This window comes from Aquimarina sp. EL_43 (genome assembly GCF_943422735.1).
Taxonomy (GTDB): domain Bacteria; phylum Bacteroidota; class Bacteroidia; order Flavobacteriales; family Flavobacteriaceae; genus Aquimarina; species Aquimarina megaterium.
The window spans coordinates 3,871,551-3,895,184 of sequence record NZ_CALSBR010000001.1 but is presented as its reverse complement, the minus strand read 5'-3'; the positions used below and the strand labels follow the sequence as shown (position 1 = coordinate 3,895,184).

Sequence of the window (23,634 nt, the reverse complement as noted above, 5' to 3'; positions counted from 1 at the left end):
AACAATGAAAAAATATGATTTTTCAAATGTCAAAAAGGAAGATTAACTTTGATATAAATAATTACCTTTACTTTTTGCAAAAAAAATATTAACATGTCAGAATACACACCGATTATCATTGCCGTTGGGGTAATCATCATATCAATTATCGTAGGTTTTTTTATTGGAAAATATGTAGTTTCATTACAGCATAACAGTGAAAAAAGTGCTACTAATGAAAGGGCAAATTTGCTTCAATCTCAATTTGATGAGTTTAAAAACACTACCGAAAAACAACTATCAGAATTGATTAAAGAACGTGAAGAGATTCGTAGAGAAAAAGATTTTCTCAATACAGAACTTACCCGTCGTAATGCAGAATACGAAAATCTTCAACTTAAAAATACATCGCAAAAAGAAGAAGTAGAAAAACTTCAGGAAAAATTCACCAAAGAATTTGAGAACCTCGCCAATAAAATCCTCGATGAGAAGTCTAATAAATTTACCGAACAGAACAAAGAGAATATTAAAAGTATCCTGAATCCATTACAAGAAAAGATCAATACTTTTGAGAAAAAAGTAGAACAAACTCATAAAGAAAGTATCGATTATCACGCAGCACTACGTCAGCAAATAGTAGGCCTTAAAGACCTTAATGAACAAATGAGCAAAGAAGCTACTAATCTTACCAAAGCACTTAAAGGCGATAGTAAAATGCAAGGTAATTGGGGAGAATTGGTGTTAGAACGTGTATTAGAGAAGTCTGGATTAGAAAAAGATAGAGAGTATTTTGTACAACAAAGTTTTACTCTTGATAATGGGCAACGAGTGATGCCCGATGTAGTGATTTATCTGCCAGACAGTAAAAAGATGGTTATTGACTCTAAAGTAGCACTTACTGCATATGAACGTTATATCAATGAAGAAAATGAAGAACTAAGAGGTACTCACCTTAAAGAACACATCACATCATTAAAACGTCATGTAGATCAACTTTCAGAAAAAAACTATCAAGATCTGTATGATATCGAATCACCAGATTTTATTTTGATGTTTGTTCCTATAGAACCCGCTTTCGCGATAGCGATTAATCAGGATAATAAATTATACAACCAGGCTTTCGAAAAAAATATAGTGATCGTTACTCCTTCTACCCTTTTGGCTACTTTGCGTACTATTGATACTATGTGGAATAATGAAAAACAACAACGTAATGCAATTGAGATTGCACGGCAGGCTGGGGCTCTATATGATAAGTTTGAAGGGTTAGTAAAAGATCTCACTGGGGTAGGTAAAAAGATAGATGATGCAAAAAAAGATTACTCTGCTGCAATGAATAAATTAGTTGAAGGGAGAGGAAATCTGATTACCAGTGTCGAAAAACTCAAAAAAATGGGGGCCAAAGCCAAAAAATCATTACCCGAAGCTGTGATTAAAAGAGCTACCGAAGAAAATGAATAATCAACAAAACATATATCAATAATCATGGAGTCAAGTTCTAACGTATCAGAAATTATACATAGGATCATTGGGGGGCTGTTTTACATTCTACCCATCCTTTTATTTATAATACTTACGATTTATTATATAAGCAAAAAAGGAACAACAAAAGAAGGTGTCCTTATACTTATCGGTAACATCCTGATCCTTATTGTAGCAATTTTACATCAATTTATCTATAGGTTTGTAGATTCATGGGGGTTTGACGCATACCTTATTATTAACTCTGGAATAAATACTATTTCATTCATTGGATCAATACTTTTCATAATCGGTTTCTATATAATGATCCTGAAAATTATTAAAAATAAGGTTTCTGAATAAAAACAATTATGGAGCAAGGTATTACAGAGATCATTAAACACATTTTTTTAGGCATTATAACCTCAATACCACAACTAGTTATAGCTATACTATGTATTTAACAGAAGGGGTATTATTAACCACTGGTAGTATTATATCTTTATTATGTGGTATTTCGAATATTGTGGGTGCTACATATATTAGTACATTAGGAGTAGATTCTTACGTAACCTTTATATATTTCACACAAGGTTTTTCCTTTTTAGGGTCAGTTCTTTTTGTAATTGGCTTTTTCTTATTGATTAAAAAAACAATAAAGTACTTTGTTCAACACTAAAAGATTGAAACTGGTATTTACAAATAATTAAAAGATGTAAACACATGAAATCTATACTTATAAAAATATATTTCTTTGTAGTTCTTTTCGGAAACGTTTTTCATATTGCTACTGCACAACAGATTTATTTTCCCGAACGCGGAAACTGGGAGGAAAAAAATCCAACCGAATTTAAGATAAATGCACAAAAGCTTCAGGAAGCGGTACAGTTTGCTCTGGATCATGAATACTCGGGATCAAAAGATCTACGCGAAGCTATTGTAAAAGGTTTTGAGCGAGAACCCTATCACAAAATTCTGGGGCCTACCAAAAAAAGAGGCGGTCCTGCTGGTCTCATCATTAAGGACGGATACATTATATCAAAATGGGGAGACGTAGACAGAGTAGATATGACATTTAGTGTTACCAAAAGTTATCTATCTACTATGGCTGGGTTAGCTATAGATAATAAGTTAATACATTCTGTTGATGATCACACCTATACTACCATATGGGATCATACCTTTGATGGAAAGCATAACAAGAAAATTACCTGGAGACACTTACTTACACAGTCCTCAGATTGGTCAGGACAACTATGGGGTGGATATGACTGGGCAGATCGTCCCCCAAGAAAAGGTGGTATCGATGATTGGAAATTTAGAAAACTCAGCGAACCCGGAACTGTCTTTGAGTACAACGATGTTCGTGTTAACGTATTGGCATATTCCTTATTACATGTTTGGAGAACTCCATTACCACAGGTACTAAAAGAAAAAATAATGAATCCTATTGGTGCATCAACCACATGGAGGTGGTATGGGTATGATAATTCTTGGGTTGCAGTTGATGGTATCAATATGCAATCTGTAAGCGGAGGTGGTCATTCTGGTGGTGGATTATTTATCAATACCTTAGATCATGCCCGGTTCGGATTACTTTTTCTTAACAACGGAAACTGGAACGGAACACAATTATTATCTGAAGAATGGATCAAAGAAGCGACCAAACCTTCGCAGGCCAACCCAAACTATGGTTTTATGTGGTGGCTTAACCAAAAAGGATCCAGGCATTGGGAAGGATTACCAGAACATTTGTGCTACGCCGCAGGCTTTGGTGGTAACTTTATTGTGATTGACCAAAAACAAAATCTGGTTATAGTTACGCGATGGCTCGAACCCAATCAGATTGATGAATTTATGACCAAAGTATATAACGCATTCTAAATATGAAAAAAATACTCGCAATACTCATTATTGTAATTTTAACGCTTTTTGCTGCATGGTATGCATTTATATATTATGCATCTTATAGTGAAGGAACCCGAAGTGGTGAACTTATAAAATTTAGTAATAAAGGTGTGGTTTTTAAAACCTGGGAGGGCGAAATTAGTCAGGGGATCTCTGGAGCACAAATTTTTAGTTTTTCTGTTGAAAGCCAGAAAGAAGATATTATAAAGAAGCTCGAAAAATTTCAGGGTAGATATGTAAAACTAAAATATAAAGAGCGTTTTGCAAAAGTTTCCTGGCTTGGAGATACAAAGTATTTTGTGATCGATGTCGTTGAGGAAGACTCTCCTCACTTTAGAAATAAGTAGTATAGTTCTTACATCACACATTATCAACTAAATGAATAATAGAATGAAAAAGTACAAAACCAATACAGAATCTAGAGTAATTATTTCAGAACTCATGCTTCCCTCTCATTCTAATTTTAGTGGAAAAATACATGGTGGTTATATCTTGTCTTTGATGGATCAAATTGCTTTTGCATGTGCTTCCAAACATTCTGAGGCTTATTGCGTGACTGCCAGTGTAGATAAAGTGGATTTCTTAAAACCTATCGAAGTTGGCGAACTTGTAACGCTTAAAGCATCAGTAAATCATGTAGGCAATACTTCTATGGTTGTTGGAGTACGAGTCGAGGCAGAAAACATACAAACCGGTAAAGTAAAACATTGTAATTCGAGTTACTTTACTATGGTGGCTAAAAACGACAAAGGTAAAAGTGTGCCTATACCAGGGTTAATTTTAGAAAACAAAACTGCAATACGTCGATTTGTAAGAAGTATTATACGTAAAGAAGATGCGGTTACAAGGCGTAATCGTTTTAAAGATTCAGAATTTGAGCTCGAATCTCATCTGGAAATCCTTGACCAATATAATGTAAAGATCGACTTATAATTAAGTCAAGATCATTACATCATACTATCTATTAGCAAAATCTTTGTATATTTCATACAAAAACCCCCGTTATGGAAAGTATATTCAAAAAAATTTCAATACTGCTCATCGCCTTACTTTGCTTTAACTGTAGCAGTGGTGATGATAGCCCGCAACCTAATCCCAATCCGGATCCTGATACAAACCCAAACCCGAATAAAATTACAACTTATGATGCAGATGTTAAGGCAATTATAGATGCTCAATGTGTACGTTGTCACACTGTTCCTGCACAAAACGGAGCTCCTTTTCCTATGCGCAATTACACCGAAACTATAGTTGGAGTAAATAGAGATCTTGTTCTTTTAGTTAAATCAACAGGAGCTAATGTAATGCCTCCAGAAGGTAGGTTACCACAGGCAACAATAGATATTATTTTAGATTGGGAAGCTGATGGTTTTTTAGAAAAATAACACTGTAACTCTCTCTTAAAACACAAAAAAGAGGCTGGAATCACCCAGCCTCTCTAATACATACTCAAAATATGAAACTACCGTATTAATTTGTGGTAGCTATAGGAGCCGAGTGGCCACCTTTACTTACGGAACCATCTGTTCCTGTACTGTTACCTCTTAGTAATAATATTCCTGCCACGTGTGGTGACGCCATAGAAGTACCAGAGATTCTATTAAATTGTCCGTTTAACCATGTAGACCATACTTGGGTACCAGGAGCCCAACGATCTACACTTCTTCCGTAATTAGAAGTTCCTGCAGGGCGATCACCTCTGGTCATGTTACCAACATTCCAAGAGTTTCTAGTTCGTAATCTTTGTGGTGAATAATACTGTGTATCATCATTACTATTACCTGCAGCCATTGCCCCATAAGTTGTTCGTTCCAGGTTTCTAAATGCATTATCTGTAGCTACATTAGTATGACGATTTCTATACCCTATACTGTAATTCCAGGTATCTCCATTTCTGGCATTTCTGGCAACATAATCTACACCTCCAAGTATAGCTGCATCACTACCACTACCTTGTGCATTTAAAACTCTCACAGAAACAACTGTAGCGCCATAAGCCACCCCAATAACTCCAGAACCATTATTTTTTGCAGCAACAGTTCCTGCTACATGAGTTCCGTGTCCATTTTGATCTTGCCATGATCCACCAACAAAACTTCTGCTTCGGTTAGAATCAATGTTTAAATCTCTATGTGGTGAGATTCCGCTATCAATAATCCAGCAAGTTCTACCAGTACCATTTGCTCTACCCACTCTATTTATACCCCATGGTAAAAAGTCTCCACTAGGTAACCAAGAACCTTTGTTCGCTGCTTTGTCTTGTACAGTTGCAGGAAGTTGACTCACAGGTTTTCCCATTTCAACATCCAGTGTTCTAATATAATTAGGCTGGATATATGCAATTTCAGGATCATTTTTAAGCGTATTTACCTGCTCTTCAGATAAGTTTTCTATATGAAAACCCTGGATAGCACTGCTATAGGTTTGTTTTATGTTATCCTCTGCTATTGCATATTTGGATAACGTTTGCTGGGATTTAGCTTTCATACCAGCACTTTTACCAAATAGAGATTTATCTTCTTTATAAATTACAATATATTCTCCTGGTATCGCCTGTTCTGCTCCTACAGTTTCTGTAGTCTCTATTCCCGTTTCTATATTGGTAACCCCATCGGCGTCTTTTTCACAACTATAAAAGAAGAGAGAAAAGACTGTTAGTATACTTAAAAATTTCAGTTGAGTTTTCATTATGTGTTAGATTTTTCTATTTAAATGTTTAATTCTAGATTTTAAATTAAAAATGTTGAGCTCTCATTAAAATTTGTTATTCAAAAGTAGAGATAAATTCAAATAAACAAATACGGCAAACACGTAACAAACAAATAGTTACATTTCATTTATTTAACTTCAATCTAAATAAACCATCCCTTGATTTTCAATAATGCAACAGTGTTGCATTATTGAAAATCAAGGGATTAAACGAAAAACTAGAACCGACAATTTAGGGGAAATTTCAGCAGAAAAACGGCATCAAAAACTGAAAGGAATTAAAGTGAATTTAACTATATTTAACACATAATTAGCTTTAAATTAACATATATACGAATCTTATTCGATAAGAATTAGTGCTATTTCTATAATATTATTATCAAAAAAATTATGCTTTTTGGACTAAAATGTGTGTTTTTTTTAAAATTCTAACAAAAAATTACTTTTTACATAATCCAGATACCTATAAAACAACAAAATCATACATTTCAAAATTCATATTCATGTATTAAAAATTAGTTAGTAGATGTATTTAATTAAAAAAACTATTGCCTGATATCTACATATCAAACAATAGCTTTCCCTAATTTCTAGCGATAATTTATATCACTAAAAATCAATCTCTTCAGAATTTTCATCCATAAATCCACTACTCCTTCTTCTTCTTAATGCTACTCCCACTCTTCTTACTCTTCTCCTTGTTCCCCCCATAATAGAATGTAATTCTTGTTTTTCCATTTTTTTGAAATTTAAATTTTTCATGCTATAAAAGTTTTATTTGTACTATGTTATCTATCTAGACCAAAGAACATGAATAAAAAAAGTAATACACAAAACCAGGCTAAGAAATAGGTCTGAATGTATACAACTCTACAGTTTTAATGTATATGACAAATAAAAAAACCAGATTGTATATTCTACAATCTGGTTTTTATAAATTCTATATATATAAGATCCTATTTACTCAAATACATTTTACGTCTTGAATATAGATCATAAAATTGATCATCTTTAAGATCATCAATAAACAAGATACTCTCTCCGGTACTTTTCATTTCTGGACCTAATTTCTTATTAACATTAGGGAATTTATTGAAAGAGAATACAGGTTGCTTAATGGCATATCCCTCTAAGTGGGGTTTAAAGTCAAAATCTGTCACTTTCTTTTCTCCCAGCATCACTTTGGTTGCATAATTTACATAAGGTTCTCCGTATGCTTTAGCAATAAAAGGTACTGTTCTCGAAGCTCTTGGGTTCGCCTCAATGATATATACCATATCATCTTTGATTGCAAACTGAATATTTATTAGCCCCACAGTGTTTAATGCTAATGCAATTTTATGTGTATGATCTTTAATCTGCTGCATTACAAATTCTCCAAGATTAAACGGAGGTAAAGTAGCATTAGAATCTCCAGAATGAATTCCACATGGTTCTATATGCTCCATAATTCCTATGATATACACATTTTCACCATCACATATTGCATCTGCTTCTGCTTCGATTGCACCATCCAAATAGTGATCTAATAGCAATTTATTATTAGGAATTTTACGTAATAAATCGACCACATGTTCTTCTAGTTCCTGCTTATTAATTACAATCTTCATGCCTTGCCCTCCTAATACATAAGACGGTCTCACCAAAATTGGAAAATCTAAACGGTCAGCCACCTCAAGTGCTTGATCCGCAGTTTCTGCAGTATCAAACTCGGGATATGGGATATTATTTTCTTGTAACAATTTAGAGAAATGCCCTCTATCTTCAGCAAGATCTAGTGATTGGTAACTTGTTCCTATAATCTTAATCCCATAGCGATCCAGCTTTTCGGCTAGTTTTAATGCAGTTTGCCCACCAAGTTGAACAATTACTCCTTCGGGCTTCTCATGTCGGATAATATCATAAATATGTTCCCAAAATACAGGTTCAAAATATAGTTTATCGGCAGTATCAAAATCGGTAGATACAGTTTCTGGATTACAATTGATCATTATCGTTTCATATCCACACTCTGCAGATGCCAAAACGCCATGCACACAACAATAATCAAATTCTATTCCTTGTCCAATCCTGTTAGGTCCCGAACCTAAAACAACAATTTTCTTTTTATCACTAACAACACTCTCATTAGAGACCGATATTTCTCCTTCTGGTGTTTCTATTTCTGCTTCAAAAGTTGAATAAAAATAAGGGGTTTGAGCTTTAAATTCTGCAGCACAGGTGTCTACTAATTTATACACTCTTTTTATCCCTAATTCATCTCTCTTATTGTATACTTCACTTTCATAACACCCTACCATATGAGCTATCTGTCTATCTGCAAAACCTTTTTGTTTTGCTTCTAGTATTAATTCTTTGGTAAGGGATTGAATAGTATATGTTGAAATTTCTTTTTCAAGATTATATAATTCCTCATATTGTTTTAGGAACCACATATCTATTTTTGTGATTTCGTGTATTCTGCTTAATGGGATTCCCATTTGGATAGCGTCATAGATTACAAACACACGATCCCAACTGGCATAGGTAAGTTTATCTATAATTTGATCATAGTCTTTATATCCTTTTCCATCGGCACCAAGTCCGTTTCTTTTAATTTCTAAAGACTGAGTAGCTTTATGTAATGCTTCTTGAAATGATCTACCGATTGCCATAACTTCTCCAACAGATTTCATCTGAAGCCCTAATGTACGATCAGACCCTTCGAATTTGTCAAAATTCCATCGTGGTATTTTTACAATTACATAATCTAATGTAGGTTCGAATAAAGCCGAAGTAGATTGGGTAATCTGGTTATCTAATTCATCCAGATTATATCCAATAGCCAGTTTTGCAGCTATTTTTGCAATTGGATATCCTGTCGCTTTTGATGCCAATGCAGAAGAACGAGAAACTCTAGGATTAATCTCGATAGCAATAATATCTTCATTTTCATCGGGACTTACTGCGAATTGCACATTACATCCTCCTGCAAAATCTCCAATACTACGCATCATATGGATTGCCATATCACGCATACGCTGAAAAGTTTTATCACTTAACGTCATTGCTGGAGCAACCGTAATCGAATCTCCGGTATGGATTCCCATAGGATCCATATTCTCTATAGTACAAATAATAACTACATTATCATTATTATCTCTTAACAGTTCTAATTCATATTCTTTCCACCCAATCAGAGCTTTATCGATCATCACTTCGTGAATCGGAGAAACTTCTAACCCGCGAGTAAGTAATGTATCAAAGTCTTCTTCTTTATAAACAAAAGATGCCCCTGCACCACCAAGTGTATATGATGCTCTAATAACAAGAGGAAATCCAAATTCCTGAGCGATCTCTTTTCCTTTTAGGTAAGAATTGGCGGTTGCCTGAGGAGCCATAGGAATCCCAATAGAAAGCATTAGTTCTCTAAATTGCTCTCTATCCTCAGTAATATTTATAGCATCAATATCTACTCCTATGATCTCTACATCAAAATCTTTCCATATTCCTTTTTCATCTGCTTCTATACAAAGGTTAAGAGCAGTTTGTCCTCCCATTGTGGGTAATACAGCATCAATCTGAGGGTGTTCTTTTAGAATCCCTATTATTGATTTTGTATTTAATGGCTTAAGGTATACATGATCCGCCATAGAAGGATCTGTCATAATTGTAGCTGGATTCGAATTGATCAGAATCGTTTCTATCCCATCTTCTCTTAAAGAACGTAGGGCTTGTGTACCAGAATAATCAAACTCACACGCTTGACCAATAACAATTGGTCCCGATCCTATAATAAGTATACTCTTTAGTTTTTCTCTTTTTGGCATGTAATAACGGTATTGCTTTTCCTATAAAATTATGTATTAGATATAAAAAAAGGCGTTACCTATAAAGTAACACCTTCAATATTTTTAATGAACGTTATCATTAGTGCTTATGTCTTAGTTCAGACGAAACAGATATCTTCTTTCTTCCTTTTGCTCTTCTACGAGCCAACACCTTTCTACCATTTGCAGAAGCCATACGCTCTCTGAAACCGTGTTTGTTTTTTCTCTTTCTCTTCGATGGTTGAAACGTTCTTTTCATTGCTATATATCTTTATAAATCTTCTTGAAATATCTAATTCGATCTTTTCTGAGAATTTCTTCCCAAAACTGCGGGCAAATATACAAAGAGTTTTTACTTTGACAAACGTAAATATCAAATATTTTTTATCCAAAAAAATTAGTTTCTTTGCACAAGAAAATCGCAATCCTGTTTTTATGAAAAAACCAATCCTTTTTATACTAGTATTGATACTGTCGATTACTGGTTTTTCTCAAACTGCTTTGCAATATAATCTTAATGTTGGAGATTCTTTTGCAATTCGTCAGGATTCTGAACAAATAATTACGCAAGATATTTCTGGAGGGCAACAAATAATCACAAATGATATTAGTGCAGAAATGTCTTTTATAGTGACAAAAATAGAAAACAGCTTGTTTTATATAGAAATGAAATACCAAACATTAAAAATGAAAACAAGCTCTCCTTCTCTAGGGGTTCTTATGGATATGGATACTTCTATAACGCCAGATTCTACAGATGTACAGGGACGTATTTTTCAAGGGCTAATCAATTCTCCTGTTACTATGGTAATGCAAAAAAATGGTAAGATTAATGCCTTAGAAGGAACAGAAACCCTTATCGATAATATGATTAAAAATGCTGGTATTACAGATCCTAATGCTATAAAACAAGTTCGCATTAGTTTGGATCAACAATGGGGAGACAACCAATTATTAGGTAATTTTGAGCAAATGACATATATCTATGGTGATAATAATGCTACTGCGGGTGACAAGTGGGAAAATGAGTATACCGGTAAAATGAAAAGCAAAAATAAATGGAACATTGCTTCAATTATGGATGAGAGTGCTACAATTGCAGGCACATCAGAAATAGAAATGGAAAATACGAATGCCAGTGCTACTATAATAGTATCTGGTTCTCAAAAAGCAATGATCACAGTTAATAATAAAACGGGGCTTATGCAAGAAGGAAGCTCAGAAGGTATATGCAAAGGAAACACACTAATCTCTACTATGCCAGATACCAAAATACCGACATCAATAAAATTTAAAAATAACTACAAAACAATAAAATAAGGTTAAAAATGTACAACAAAAATATAAAATTAGTAATCGCAGCAATCGTTACCGGAGTAGCAATATGGCAGATAGTAGAAGGATATGTAGGTAATGGAATTATGCTTATTTTATTAGCTGCAATTTTCGTCTTTTTATATTTTAAAAACGAATTAATCCTCCTGGCTTTCTTAAGATTACGTAAACAAGATTTTGATGGTGCCAGAAAATGGTTAGACAAAATCAAAAACCCAGAAAGTGCTCTTACTACAAAACAACAAGGGTATTACAATTATCTTCTCGGTATTATGTTATCTCAAACCAACATCACACAAGCCGAAAAACACCTTAAAAAGGCAATAAAACTGGGGTTATCGATGAATCAAGATCTTGCCGTGGCAAAATTAAATCTTGCCGGTATTGCAATGACAAAACGCCGTAAAAGAGAAGCTCAAATGTTGCTTACAGAAGCCAAAAAATTAGATAAACACAATATGCTTAAGGATCAGATCACTATGATGAAACAGCAAATGAAGAAAATTTAGGCATACTAATTGTACAGAAAATTACGTTTAATGATAGTTTAATACAATCTTTAGAACGTTTTTTAATTAAGTGAACATCAAAAAGTTTTACACCTAAAAAATGTTTTTTTGATGGCATTATATTACATTAGCTACCGTAATCTATTTATAATGAAGAAATTATTAGTATTAGGAATACTCTCTTTATATTTTAGCAATTCCTTTGCTCAAGAAGAAAGACAAATACCATTTTCGGTTGCTATTTCGGCGCATATCGTAAAATATAACCAAAAAATTGATCTTGCCTATAAAGATAAAGATCTGGAACGTGCAGAATTCTTATTTGACTCCCTGGTAACTAATCACCTTAGCGGAACCTATATGGATAACTTTAATGTATATCCGCTAAAAGGAGATCCTATTCTTTTAAGAGATTACGAAAAACCAATTTTTCTTATCACATATGCTTCTTGGTGTGTTCCTGGTATCGGAGAAATTCCTGCACTAAATGATTTAGCAGATAGATTTCATGATCAGATTGATTTTGTAGTACTCTTCTGGGATAATAAAGAGAAATTAAAAGAAAAAGTAAAAGAATACAATAGTAACATACATTTAGTTCATATTGATGAAAAGACGAATCAGGATTCATATATTATCAATAAACTAAAACATGCATTAGGTTTTCCTATGATGTATTTTATGGATGGAAATAAAAAAATATTAGATATTAGAAAAATTGTTACTCATCACTCTAGTGAAACACTAAGTAACTCTTACAATATTCACTTTAATTCGTTATCCAAAGGCGTTTCTCTTTTAATTGCTGATCTGGATTTAAATACTGAAATAAATAATACCGAAGCTGAAGCAAAAGAAAATGAAGACGGACGTACAGATGAGGAGCGAAATATTGACGAAGAATACGAAAGATATAAGCGAGAACGAGATTCTATAAGCAACAAAAAGGATAATTAATAATTATCTATTTACCCATTATCATTTTTAGAGCTACCAGCAGTAATACACCTCCAAAGATTTTTTTTAGTAATTCCTGGTTTATAGAAATTGCCAGTTTGCTTCCCAAATATCCCCCAATAATAAAGGTTACGGCTATTACAATCGCGTATTTCCAATTTACGAATCCCTCGTGATAATAATTATATGCTGCCAATAACGTTACAGGAACCGCCAATACAGCAAGACTGGTTCCTTGCGCTTCGTGTTGAGAAAAGTTTATCCACAAAATCAAAAGAGGAATCATAATCACGCTTCCTCCTATCCCCAATGTACCACTAAAAAACCCAGCTAATAATCCAATTAAGATTAACGAAATAAGTACTGAAGTATTCAAACCTTTAAATTTTAATAATCACCTGGTAACTAATTATAAAATTAAGAACGTGTAATTACACAACGTTCTCTTATTAAAAGCAGTTTCAAATATGAGTTAAAACTACTTTAAAACAAGTTGCTAACTTAATAAAAAATCTCAAATTTTTATTGCCCGGTTGTTGTTTTATAATATCCTTCTCTTGGTATTTTTATAAGATATTCTTTACCAGAATGATTATTTAAACGGGCTTCTCTAAGCCAGGGATTATGTAGTTTTAGAATCTTATAATTGATATCATATTGCTCAGCAAAGTCAGTAAAATCTGCAATAGGTTCATCTACCAGAACATTAAATGTAGGAATATGAGTATATAAATCTTCATTACTAAAGTTAAAGCCATATTTCTTTGGGTTGCTCAAGATTTCTTTTACTGCTACAATTCTGAACACATATCTTCCCGTTTCTTCTCCTAACAAAAGATCATAATATGAGGCTGCTTTTTGTTTTTCTAGTCGTCTATTAATCCCAGCTCTACCTGCATTATATGCTGCTGCTGCCAAAGTCCAGGAACCAAATTTTTCTTTTGCACTTTTAAGGTATTTACAAGCTACTTCTGTAGATTTTTCAATATGATAACGCTCATCTACATTTTCGTTTACCTCTAGTCCATATTCTTTTGCAGTACCTTTTAAGATTTGCCAAAATCCTGTTGCTCTTGCAGGAGATACTGCTTGAGTTAAGCTACTTTCTATTACTGCCAAGTATTTAAAATCATCAGGAACACCCTGTTCTTTAAGAATTGGTTCTATAATAGGAAAATACTTATTAGCTCTCTTAAAAAGGAGTAAACCATTAGATTGCCAGTAGGTGTTAACCAACAATTCTCGATCCATTCGCTCTCTTATATCCGGATTTTCTATAGGAACTAATTCTCCAGAAAAATTAAGATTATCTGGCATTGCAATAGCATATACGTTATAATCATTTACTAATTTTTCTTCCAGAATTTCTTGAGCTAGTGGTTTTTCTGGCTGATGGTCTTGTGTAGCGTTTACTAAAATTCCGAAGGTGAACAGCACACCTAGAAGAACTAAAAATTTCTTAATTGTTTTCATTACTTAAGTAGATTTTGATTTTATTGGGGAATAAAATTTATTGTACAATATAGCGTAAAAAGTTAGATTAACGTAAGTTATCACTAATTATTTCGGGTAAATTTTTATTAAACCACCTTGCTCTATTTACAATCATAACATGAGTTCCCCCATCAACTGTTATACATTTTTTTATATTTGAGATAGGAAAAACGATGTCTTTATCCCCATGAATATGAACAAGATTATCTGGTGTTTTTTCCTGATCCCAACATACCATATTTTCTATAGCCCAATCCAAATACCTTTTATCATTTATAGATAAATATTTTTGATACATGGCTGCACGTTTTTTTGCAAAATCACCAAAAGCCAATTTTTCCCAATTATCTATCTTAGAAACTATTGCTGTTGGCAACAGTTTATAAGCCTTGGTTTTTCTGGCAATTTTAATTCGGGTAGGTAATTCGAACTTGTTTTTTACACTCGAAATAATAACAAGTTTCTTTAAAATCAAATACTTACTCATCTCTTGCACCATCACACCTCCAAACGATACCCCGATCAAAATACAGTTCTTATGCTCAATTTCTTCACACATACGTTTAGCATAATCCTCTATAGATTCATTCTTATTTGGGATTTTCCAAGGTAGGGTTTGAGTTACAAATTTATCCTTGGGAAGCTTAATATATTCGAATATCGAAACATCTGCTGCCATCCCTGGAACAAAGTAAACATGGCTAACTTCCTGCGACATAGGTATTTTAACAGTGGGTATTAAATTTAAAACTCTAATTTTCTTATCTTTGCGTATCAAAATTATAGTATTCCTTTGTTAGAAAAAAGGAAACATTGAGTTAAATTTTTGCAAAAGGGAATTTTAGAACTAACTAATTTTAGTTAGATAAGACAAGGTAAAACCTCATTTTTATTAGGTTAAAAACCTATATTTCAGATATGTATCTGAAAAACCTTCTCTAATTAAGATGGTTATGATTAGTAAGGTTAGCTCCTTATAAACATTTGATTAAATATCTCAATAATTTAAAAAAATATGGAGAACATGAGTGCTGTTGAATTAGAAATTATCGACAACGAATTTCTAAGACAATTCGAAACTACAATTGACGGTCAAAAAGCAAAGATCGAATACGCGCTACAAGAAAGAAAAATATTTCTTACTAAACTTATCATGAGTGAAGAACACCTCGAAAAAGGTTACGAACAAGATTTTATCGTTGCAGTATTTAATGTAATTGAAGAACGTAATATTAGATTAGTACCTACTAGTCCTATTATTGCAAAATTTATGCGAAAAAACCGAAGGAAATATAAAGATTTACTTCCCGTAGGAATAAATATATAGTATACTACTCTATTATAACACACAAAAGCCTGCTATACAGCAGGCTTTTGTGTGTTATATATTGAACTTCGCTTGATTTTTATGCTATAAAATCAAATCTCACCATCCCATCTTCATCAATAGTTCTTAATCTCACCTTATGTAAGGTATTCACATACAATGGATTCCATGGCATTTTTACTTTCACATAATTTTCGGTAAAACCATGTATATATCCTTCTTTATTTTCAGACTCAAACAGAACTGTTCTTTCGGTTCCTAACTGGCTTTCATAAAACGCTCTTCTTTTCTTTGCAGATAATCCTCTTAACATTTTACTTCTTTTCTTTCTAACATCCAGAGAAACCACACCATCTAAAGCTGCAGCTACTGTATTATCTCTTTCAGAATAGGTAAATACATGTAAATATGAGATATCTAATCGAGATAAAAAGTTATAGGTGTCTAAAAAGTGATCATCGGTCTCACCAGGAAAACCAACAATAACATCTACCCCAATACATGTATGAGGCATTACTTCTTTAATCTTTTGTACCCTATCAACATATAGATCACTAAGATATCTGCGACGCATCAGTTTTAATATATCATCATTCCCAGATTGTAAAGGGATATGAAAATGTGGCACAAAAGTCCTGGAACCTGACACAAAATCTATAGTTTCATTTTTAAGTAAATTGGGTTCTATAGACGAAATTCGCAATCGTTCAATACCTTCAACCTCATCCAATGCCTGTACAAGTTCAAAAAAAGTATGTTCATGTTTCTTATTTCCATACTCACCTTTACCATAATCTCCTATATTAACTCCGGTAAGCACAATCTCTTTAATTCCTTTTTCAGAAATTTCTTTAGCATTTTTTAATACATTCTGCAGGGTATCGCTTCGTGAAATTCCTCTGGCAAGCGGGATTGTACAGTAAGTACATTTATAATCACAACCGTCCTGCACTTTTAAGAATGCACGGGTACGATCTCCTATAGAGTAACTACCTACATAAAAATCGGCTTCTTCGATTTCGCAAGAATGCACTTCTCCAAAATCATTCTTAGAGAGATCATTAATATAATCGGTGATCTTAAATTTTTCTGTAGCTCCCAAAACAAGATCTACACCATCTACAGAAGCTAATTCTTCTGGTTTTAACTGGGCATAGCATCCCACAGCAGCTACAAAAGCATCTGGATTTACCTTTTGCGCTTGTTTAACTATGGTTTTAAATCTTTTATCTGCGTTTTCGGTAACAGAACATGTATTAATGACATAGATATCTGCATTCTCAGAAAAATCTACACGATCAAAGCCTTCATCTGTAAAATTTCTTGCTATTGTAGAGGTTTCTGAAAAATTCAGTTTACAACCCAAAGTATAAAAAGCAACTTTTTTTCTCATAAAACATAAGTGTCATTTCCGCAGGGGCAGAAATCTCATTATATTTACCCATACCAAAACTCAAAAATATTGAGTCACTCTAGAATAAATTTTCAGGGTGCAAATATACCAACAATAATTCGTTTACTAAAATTGAAGTGTGTTCATTATTTTTTCATAATTCGCTATTTAACAATAGCTTATATTTTACTTACTCTCGTATCCTGTAAAGATTCTTCTCAAGAAAACAGAGATCATTTGGTATTTCGGTATAATCAATATGAAAACATAAGCTCATTAGATCCTGCATTTGCGAGGGATGTTGCTAATATCTGGTCTACAAATCAGTTATTTAACAGTTTGATACAACTAGACGATTCTTTACATATTAAGCCGGATATTGCAAAAAGGTGGGAAATTTCTGAAGACGCCCTTACCTATACCTTTATACTTCGAGATGATGTAAAGTTTCATAAACATGAACAATTTAAAACCAAAGACAGTACTCGATATGTTGTTGCAGAGGATTTTGTGTATAGTTTTAATAGATTAGTTGATCCCAAAGTAGCATCTCCTGGTAACTGGGTTCTTAAAACAGTAGACACCTATAAAGCTATTAATGATACTATTTTTGAAATCAAACTAAAAAAACCTTTTCCCGCATTTTTGGGATTAATGAGTATGCGATATTGCTCTGTGGTTCCTAAGGAAGTTGTATCGTTTTATGGTAGTGAGTTTAGAGCGAACCCTATTGGTACTGGTCCTTTTAAATTTAAATTATGGGAAGAAAACATCAAGCTCGTTTTACGTAAAAATGAATTGTATTTTGAAAAGGGCAAAAATGGCAAACAACTCCCCTATCTCGAGGCTGTAGCCATTACCTTTTTACCCGACAAGCAAAGTGAATTTTTACAGTTTGCCAAAGGAAATATCGATTTATTAAACAGCTTAGATGCCTCATATAAAGATGAATTATTAACCCCTAGCGGAAAGTTAAGAGAGAAATACAGAGAACGTATCAATATAAGCAAAGGCTCTTATCTAAATTCTGAATACCTGGGTTTCTACCTCGATACAGACAAAAAGGAAATACAATCGAAACTACTGAGGAAAGCCATCAATCATGGTTTCGACAGGAAAAAGATGATCACCTATTTAAAAAATGGTATAGGAACCCCTGCAATACACGGTTTTATCCCAAAGGGTATTCCCGGGTTTAATAAAATTCCTGGATATGAGTATGCCCCTGTAAAAGCTCGTAAGTTAGTAGAAACCTATAAAAAGCAAACAGGAAACAACAATCCAACCATACGAATTGCTACAGATGCAAATTATCAGAGCATTTGCGAATTTATACAGCGAGAACTTGAGAAAGTTGGATTAAACATTATTGTAGATGTAATGCCATCTTCGACGATACGTCAAAAGAAATGGAAAGGAAAATTAGAATCTTTTCGTGCCAGCTGGATTGCAGATTACCCCGATGCCGAGAATTTTCTATCACCATATTACAGTAAAAATTTTACTCCTCACGGCCCTAACTATACACATTTCAAAAATGAAACTTTTGATCGCTTATACGAAGAAAGTTTCTTAATAACCGATATCAAAATAAGAGAGCAGCACTATGCAAAAATGGACTCTATCATTATTGCGAATGCTCCTATCGTTCCTCTATATTATGATCAAGTAGTTCGATTTACTCAAAAAAACGTAAAAGGACTCACCAATAACCCACAAAATTTCCTGGTACTAAAACGAGTGTGGAAAGAACCTATTAAATAATTAAGGTTTGATGTGTAAAAATCCTAAAGGCATAATAAAATTCATTGAACACAGAAATGAGTTGATTTGTCATTCCGTTGAAGAACGGAATCTATTACAACAACTACATAAAGTGGATCCCAACCTTTAGTTTACCCTTAGTCAAGTCGATGGATCGGGATGATCAAAACCATTTAGTTAGATCAGTACAAAAAATTACTTCTCATAACTCTTTCGCCATTGCCTGGTATCTTCAAAGATCTGCTCAAGAATCTGTTCTTCTTGTTTTGTAAACTCAACTTTTCTTCTCGACATAACTACTTTAGCCACTTCAAAAGCTTTTTTGGTTAAATAGGTCGTAAAACCGGCACTTCCTCCCCAACTATAGCTAGGCACAAAATTACGTGGAAAACCTGTACCAAAAATATTGGCATTTACCCCTACAACAGTCCCTGTATTAAACATGGTATTGATACCACATTTAGAATGATCCCCCATCATCAAACCACAGAATCGCAATCCTGTTTTTGTAAAACTTTCTGCTTCATAATTCCATAAGCGAACTTCGGCATAATTATTTTTAAGATTAGAGGTATTCGTATCTGCTCCCAGGTTACACCATTCTCCTATTACAGAATTTCCCATATACCCATCATGTCCTTTATTAGAGCACCCAAATATTACAGAGTTATTGATCTCTCCTCCTACCTTAGAATGTACTCCAATAGTAGTACCACCATAAATCTTTGCTCCCATCTTTACTACAGCCCGATCACAAAGCGCAAAAGGCCCTCTAATCATACTACCTTCCATGATTTCGGTATCTTTTCCTATGTATATCGGTCCTTTACTTGCATTAAGTGTTGTAAATTCGAGTGTTGCTCCTTCTTCAATAAAAATATTTTCGGGTGCAATGATATTATTACTTTCAGGAATAGGTTGACTCACCCTATCCTGTGTTAGCAGCTTAAAATCATCGGCAATCGCCTGTTCATTTTTTGAAAAGATATCCCAGGTATGCTGTACCGTAAACACATCCGTATCGTACGTTATTATCTCGTAGGCTTCAAAATCTACCTCCTGCTCCTCTTTAACATAAAAAGCGATAGGTTCGTCATTACAAAAAATAGCCTGTTCGGGTTTCAGGTTTTTGATAGCAGCCACCAACTGCTCTGATGGTAAATAAGAAGCATTGATCATTATATTCTCTGCCAGCTCTACCATAGGAAATTTTTCGCTTAGGTATTCTTCAGTTACTGTAGAAGTAGTAGATCCCAAATATTTCTCCCATTTCTCGCGAATGGTTAATATCCCAATCCTAATCTCGGCAACTGGTCGTGTATAAGTAAATGGTAATAACGCATTACGTGAGACACCGTCAAAAAGAATATAATTCATGTTTTGATTTCAAAAAATTAGTTAGTTATACGGCTGCAAAAATAAAGACGTTAATATTAAAAATAGTGTTGTTTGACGAATTTATTTGTAAAATAACATAAATAATATTTAAGAGCAGATACATCACTTCGAGTAAAATTCTATAAAAACTTAGTATCGAGAAGTACTTTTTAGTTATACATTTTCTTGTTTTCGATACACCAAATCAGAGATCTGGTACTCAAACTGACAAAAATTTCATATCCATTATTCACGTTAAAATAGTAAAATGAATTTGTCATAATTTGAGTTCGATCTAAGAAAATCACATAGACTCGAGTGCCACGTTTTTGGACGTGGTGTATTAAGCCCTTCGACACACTCAGAATGACAAGGATTTGCTAAAAAAGCTATTCTCGATAGCCCTGCTGAGCTTGCCGAAGTATATTTTGTCTCCATTCCATTATGACAAAACACTCCTTTAGATTAGCATTGAGATATTTTATAATTTAAAGAACGGAAAAGGTACACTATCTATTCACTCTAAGTTTTAAAGCTTATAATTTGATTCAGACCTTTTCCGTTCAGTTATAAACTCAAATAGAAATTAGGGATTAGAGCCCATTATTAAGGAGTTGAGTTATAACATAATTCATTAAAATCAAAGTTATGAAAACCAATTTAAAATTTATTGGAATTGATGTGAGTAAATCTACTTTAGACATCTGTGTTTTATCAGAGCATCAAGAGTCTTTTAAAATAGATAATACGCCAAAATCCATTCGTTGCTTTTTCAGTAAACATTTATCTAGCAAATCTGTAAATTATGTTTGTATGGAAAATACAGGAAAGTATGGTTGGAGCTTAATGGAATTATTATCAGAATTAGAGTGTTTGTTTTATGTTATTAATCCACTGCATTTAAAGAAAAGTATGGGATTAGTTAGAGGTAAAAATGATAAGATAGATGCTTTGAGAATTGCTAAATTCATTAAAAGCAATTATGCAGAAGTAGCCCCCTTTACTGCGCAAAGGTTAAAAATAAAAGACCTTCAAGTGCTTCTAACAGAGAGAAAGCACAGAATTAAACAAAGAAAAGCATTAGTTATAAAGAACAAGGAATATCTGTGCTTAACTAATAAAAAAATGAGTAAGCAATTAACAACAAAGAATAATAGGTTAATCAAAGAATTGGATAAACAGATTAAAGATTTTGAGCTATCAATACAAGAAATTGTAAAGCAAGATCAAAAACTATTAACTTTACATAAACAGCTTGTATCTACTCCAGGTGTTGGAAAAATTTTAGCTTGGAACTTGTTAGTAAAAACCAATGAGTTTAAAACCATAACCAAGCCTAGAAAACTTGCTTGTTATGCCGGAGTAGCTCCTTTTGAAAATACGTCAGGAACATCTATCTTTAGAAAACCGAAAGTATCTAATTTTGCAGATAAAGAACTAAAAAGATTACTACATCTAGGAGCTATGAGTGCAATTAGATTAGAGAATGATCTAAGCATATATTACCATAGAAAAGTAGATGAAGGAAAAAACAAAATGAGTGTATTAAATGCTGTAAGAAACAAAATAATACACATCATTTTTGCATTAATCAAAAATCAAACTTTTTATCAAAATCGTTTGGTTACGTCATAGAAATCGAATTGACGCTTTTTAAGCATTATAATTTACGTTGAACTCAGATTTAATTAATGTGAATTTTTGGGAATGGTATAAATTAGCATAAAAAAAGCCTTTCCAGATGGAAAGGCTTCTTATTATAGTATACTACTAAATTACTTTTTGAATTTAGCATATTTGTTTTTGAATTTATCAATACGTCCTGCAGTATCGATAAGTTTTGACTTACCGGTATAGAAAGGATGTGATGTTCTTGAAATTTCTAATTTCACTAACGGATACTCTACACCATCTACTTCTAAAGTTTCTTTAGTATTGGCTGTAGATTTAGTTAAAAAAACTTCATCGTTAGACATATCTTTAAAAGCAACTAATCTATAATTTTCTGGGTGAATACCTTTTCTCATTGTATTATTCTTTTCTATTTTCGAGGTGCAAATTTACAACTATTTTTTTAAATGCAAAATTATTTCGCAAATAAAGAAATGTAAATTAATTGATGTGGTAAACATCTATTAACTATTGAGGATAGCATCAAGATATTACTGTTCTTCACAGCCACATACAAATTTACCCAAGAACCCCAAAGGGTTTCCATTCTGTTCAAGTGCCTCCGACGCTTCACAACAATCAGAACCTTTACTTAACCCGTTTGTTGTAGTTAACCTTAAATGTTCAAATTGGTGAGCAATACTATAAAATTCTTCAGCTGTCATATTTAAAGTTACGAGTTGATAATATACATCCAAAAATGCTTGATTTTGGGAAGCTAGAAAACCCTGAACTAACTCTTCTAATTCTACCTCACTTAGCTGTCCCGTCGCAGATTTCTGTGACACAGAACTAACAAGTCTATTATACTTCCCAGTTTTAATAGCACTATTATTAAATTCAATAATGGTTTGTTTGACCAGGTTTTCTTTCTCCGTCAATGAAACTTCAGTAGACTCCACATCTCGAGAACAAGAAGCTACAGTAAGGAAAGAAATCACACATGTAAAAAGTAATAGTTTTCTCATAAATACTAGTTTCGTTAATATATTTTTATACAATTTAAATTGGGGTAAGTAATTCTAAAAAAGTTTGTTTTACCAAGAATCCACAACAGTATCACTCCTAAAACACAAGATATCAACAGATTAATCATTTACAACCGTTTTAAGCGAATCCCCATATTTTACGCCTGTTGACACCATATCTAAACTACGGTAAAACCGTAATAATTTAGTAAATATACGATAAAAATATGAATTATATCGATAAAGTGCTATTTTTACAACAGCTGTAACATTTTATTATATTTGTACACTTATGGTTTTTAGACAAAAAAAAACAATTTTACATTATGGAAAAAGTAACTACTTCTATCAATAGACACGTATTAAAATATGGCTTAATTCTGGGAATTATATCTGTCATAAATGGTGTCATTCTCTATGCGGTTGATAGTTACACAAATCAAAGTCGAGTAAATACTATAATAAGCATAATCATATTAATAAGTGTAACCACCTATGGTATATACACCTACAAATCTGCAAATAATGGCTTTTTAAGGTTAAATGAGGCTTTAAAAACAGGTATTGGTATTGCTTTTATTGGTGGAGTAATTGGAGTAATCTGGCACATTCTTATAACCAGTGTCATAGAACCAGACATTGTCAATCAAACGATTAATAATCAACAAGATAAAATGATAACACGTGACCCAAATATGTCTCAAGAACAAATTAATCAAAGTATGGAAGTAATAAAAAAATTTAACTCTCCATTTATAACATCCCTATTTGCATTAATTTGGAATTTATTCGCAGGATTTCTCATTTCTTTAATTGGAGGAGCCATCATGCAAAAAAAACGAGATGTTTTTTAATCTAAAAACCTATTTATCTACTTATTACTCTAAAACTTATGTCTATTATATCCAAAAATACGAAGGAGACCTTAGTGATCAATACTATAAATTTATTACGCATCCTGTAACAATTTACT

The 23,634-nt window shown here is 33.0% G+C and carries 24 protein-coding genes; 13 read left to right on the top strand and 11 right to left on the bottom strand.

Features of this window, described 5'->3' with window-relative positions:
- The first annotated feature begins 93 nt into the window (after positions 1 to 93).
- The 6 genes from rmuC to NNL09_RS16725 all read left to right on the top strand — a co-directional run bounded on the left by rmuC (position 94) and on the right by NNL09_RS16725 (position 4,733).
- Positions 94 to 1,440, top strand: coding sequence for a DNA recombination protein RmuC (gene rmuC, locus NNL09_RS16750; protein ID WP_196910540.1), 1,347 nt, complete (start codon positions 94 to 96; stop codon positions 1,438 to 1,440).
- Positions 1,441 to 1,464: 24 nt separating this feature from the next.
- Positions 1,465 to 1,803 carry a hypothetical protein gene (locus NNL09_RS16745; RefSeq protein WP_196910541.1) on the top strand — a complete coding sequence of 113 codons (339 nt, stop codon included), beginning with the start codon at positions 1,465 to 1,467 and terminating at the stop codon, positions 1,801 to 1,803.
- A 360-nt stretch (positions 1,804 to 2,163) separates the two neighbouring features.
- Entirely contained in the window at positions 2,164 to 3,324 is a 1,161-nt protein-coding gene (locus NNL09_RS16740) for a serine hydrolase (RefSeq protein ID WP_196910542.1), read from the top strand.
- 2 nt (positions 3,325 to 3,326) lie between these two features.
- Positions 3,327 to 3,695 carry a hypothetical protein gene (locus tag NNL09_RS16735; protein WP_025664882.1) on the top strand — a complete coding sequence of 123 codons (369 nt, stop codon included), beginning with the start codon at positions 3,327 to 3,329 and terminating at the stop codon, positions 3,693 to 3,695.
- Positions 3,696 to 3,738: 43 nt separating this feature from the next.
- Positions 3,739 to 4,281: an acyl-CoA thioesterase gene (locus NNL09_RS16730; RefSeq protein WP_025664881.1), complete on the top strand. Its 543-nt coding sequence runs from the start codon at positions 3,739 to 3,741 to the stop codon at positions 4,279 to 4,281.
- Positions 4,282 to 4,352: 71 nt separating this feature from the next.
- A complete protein-coding gene (locus NNL09_RS16725; RefSeq protein ID WP_196910543.1) occupies positions 4,353 to 4,733 on the top strand; it encodes a cytochrome c in 381 nt (126 codons plus the stop codon).
- 85 nt (positions 4,734 to 4,818) lie between these two features.
- Here NNL09_RS16725 and NNL09_RS16720 read toward each other — a convergent pair whose 3' ends face one another.
- The 4 genes from NNL09_RS16720 to rpmH form a co-directional block, all read right to left on the bottom strand.
- Positions 4,819 to 6,036 (bottom strand): S8 family serine peptidase, encoded by a 1,218-nt coding sequence (locus tag NNL09_RS16720; RefSeq protein WP_196910544.1) that lies wholly within the window; start codon positions 6,034 to 6,036, stop codon positions 4,819 to 4,821.
- Between the two features lie 630 nt (positions 6,037 to 6,666).
- On the bottom strand, positions 6,667 to 6,795 hold the full coding sequence (locus tag NNL09_RS26205) for a hypothetical protein (protein ID WP_255518909.1): 129 nt from the start codon (positions 6,793 to 6,795) through the stop codon (positions 6,667 to 6,669).
- A 218-nt stretch (positions 6,796 to 7,013) separates the two neighbouring features.
- Positions 7,014 to 9,866, bottom strand: a complete 2,853-nt coding sequence (gene carB / locus NNL09_RS16715; protein ID WP_025664878.1) for a carbamoyl-phosphate synthase large subunit — start codon at positions 9,864 to 9,866, stop codon at positions 7,014 to 7,016.
- A 100-nt stretch (positions 9,867 to 9,966) separates the two neighbouring features.
- Positions 9,967 to 10,125: a 50S ribosomal protein L34 gene (gene rpmH, locus NNL09_RS16710; RefSeq protein ID WP_074410140.1), complete on the bottom strand. Its 159-nt coding sequence runs from the start codon at positions 10,123 to 10,125 to the stop codon at positions 9,967 to 9,969.
- A 176-nt stretch (positions 10,126 to 10,301) separates the two neighbouring features.
- Here rpmH and NNL09_RS16705 point away from each other — a divergent pair, with 176 nt between their 5' ends.
- The 3 genes from NNL09_RS16705 (at position 10,302) to NNL09_RS16695 (ending at position 12,667) form a co-directional block, all read left to right on the top strand.
- On the top strand, positions 10,302 to 11,186 hold the full coding sequence (locus NNL09_RS16705) for a DUF6263 family protein (protein ID WP_196910545.1): 885 nt from the start codon (positions 10,302 to 10,304) through the stop codon (positions 11,184 to 11,186).
- An 8-nt stretch (positions 11,187 to 11,194) separates the two neighbouring features.
- Entirely contained in the window at positions 11,195 to 11,710 is a 516-nt protein-coding gene (locus NNL09_RS16700) for a hypothetical protein (protein ID WP_025664876.1), read from the top strand.
- Positions 11,711 to 11,860: 150 nt separating this feature from the next.
- Complete coding sequence (locus NNL09_RS16695; protein ID WP_025664875.1) at positions 11,861 to 12,667, top strand: redoxin domain-containing protein; 807 nt, start codon at positions 11,861 to 11,863, stop codon at positions 12,665 to 12,667.
- Between the two features lie 7 nt (positions 12,668 to 12,674).
- Here the strand turns inward: NNL09_RS16695 and NNL09_RS16690 are convergent, their stop codons facing one another.
- The 3 genes from NNL09_RS16690 to NNL09_RS16680 form a co-directional block, all read right to left on the bottom strand.
- A complete protein-coding gene (locus tag NNL09_RS16690; RefSeq protein WP_196910546.1) occupies positions 12,675 to 13,043 on the bottom strand; it encodes a sulfite exporter TauE/SafE family protein in 369 nt (122 codons plus the stop codon).
- Positions 13,044 to 13,189: 146 nt separating this feature from the next.
- Positions 13,190 to 14,140, bottom strand: coding sequence for a lytic transglycosylase domain-containing protein (locus NNL09_RS16685; protein ID WP_025664873.1), 951 nt, complete (start codon positions 14,138 to 14,140; stop codon positions 13,190 to 13,192).
- A gap of 67 nt (positions 14,141 to 14,207) precedes the next feature.
- Positions 14,208 to 14,879 (bottom strand): alpha/beta hydrolase, encoded by a 672-nt coding sequence (locus NNL09_RS16680; protein ID WP_196910547.1) that lies wholly within the window; start codon positions 14,877 to 14,879, stop codon positions 14,208 to 14,210.
- Between the two features lie 306 nt (positions 14,880 to 15,185).
- Between NNL09_RS16680 and NNL09_RS16675 the strand changes: the two genes are divergently transcribed.
- Positions 15,186 to 15,488, top strand: coding sequence for a GNAT family N-acetyltransferase (locus tag NNL09_RS16675; protein WP_025664871.1), 303 nt, complete (start codon positions 15,186 to 15,188; stop codon positions 15,486 to 15,488).
- A 79-nt stretch (positions 15,489 to 15,567) separates the two neighbouring features.
- Here NNL09_RS16675 and mtaB read toward each other — a convergent pair whose 3' ends face one another.
- On the bottom strand, positions 15,568 to 16,881 hold the full coding sequence (gene mtaB / locus NNL09_RS16670) for a tRNA (N(6)-L-threonylcarbamoyladenosine(37)-C(2))-methylthiotransferase MtaB (RefSeq protein WP_196910548.1): 1,314 nt from the start codon (positions 16,879 to 16,881) through the stop codon (positions 15,568 to 15,570).
- 132 nt (positions 16,882 to 17,013) lie between these two features.
- On the opposite strand from mtaB, the gene NNL09_RS16665 reads away from it, so the two are divergent.
- Positions 17,014 to 18,645, top strand: coding sequence for an ABC transporter substrate-binding protein (locus NNL09_RS16665; RefSeq protein ID WP_231389374.1), 1,632 nt, complete (start codon positions 17,014 to 17,016; stop codon positions 18,643 to 18,645).
- A 195-nt stretch (positions 18,646 to 18,840) separates the two neighbouring features.
- Here the strand turns inward: NNL09_RS16665 and NNL09_RS16660 are convergent, their stop codons facing one another.
- Complete coding sequence (locus NNL09_RS16660) at positions 18,841 to 20,022, bottom strand: GlmU family protein (protein WP_196910549.1); 1,182 nt, start codon at positions 20,020 to 20,022, stop codon at positions 18,841 to 18,843.
- Between the two features lie 648 nt (positions 20,023 to 20,670).
- Between NNL09_RS16660 and NNL09_RS16655 the strand changes: the two genes are divergently transcribed.
- A complete protein-coding gene (locus NNL09_RS16655) occupies positions 20,671 to 21,657 on the top strand; it encodes an IS110 family transposase (RefSeq protein ID WP_196912087.1) in 987 nt (328 codons plus the stop codon).
- Positions 21,658 to 21,797: 140 nt separating this feature from the next.
- Here NNL09_RS16655 and NNL09_RS16650 read toward each other — a convergent pair whose 3' ends face one another.
- Together NNL09_RS16650 and NNL09_RS16645 are read right to left on the bottom strand one after the other, a co-directional pair.
- Complete coding sequence (locus NNL09_RS16650; RefSeq protein WP_025664866.1) at positions 21,798 to 22,049, bottom strand: type B 50S ribosomal protein L31; 252 nt, start codon at positions 22,047 to 22,049, stop codon at positions 21,798 to 21,800.
- A gap of 135 nt (positions 22,050 to 22,184) precedes the next feature.
- Entirely contained in the window at positions 22,185 to 22,661 is a 477-nt protein-coding gene (locus NNL09_RS16645) for a hypothetical protein (protein WP_196909937.1), read from the bottom strand.
- Between the two features lie 326 nt (positions 22,662 to 22,987).
- On the opposite strand from NNL09_RS16645, the gene NNL09_RS16640 reads away from it, so the two are divergent.
- Entirely contained in the window at positions 22,988 to 23,515 is a 528-nt protein-coding gene (locus tag NNL09_RS16640) for a DUF4199 domain-containing protein (RefSeq protein WP_196909936.1), read from the top strand.
- The last annotated feature ends 119 nt before the right edge of the window (positions 23,516 to 23,634 follow it).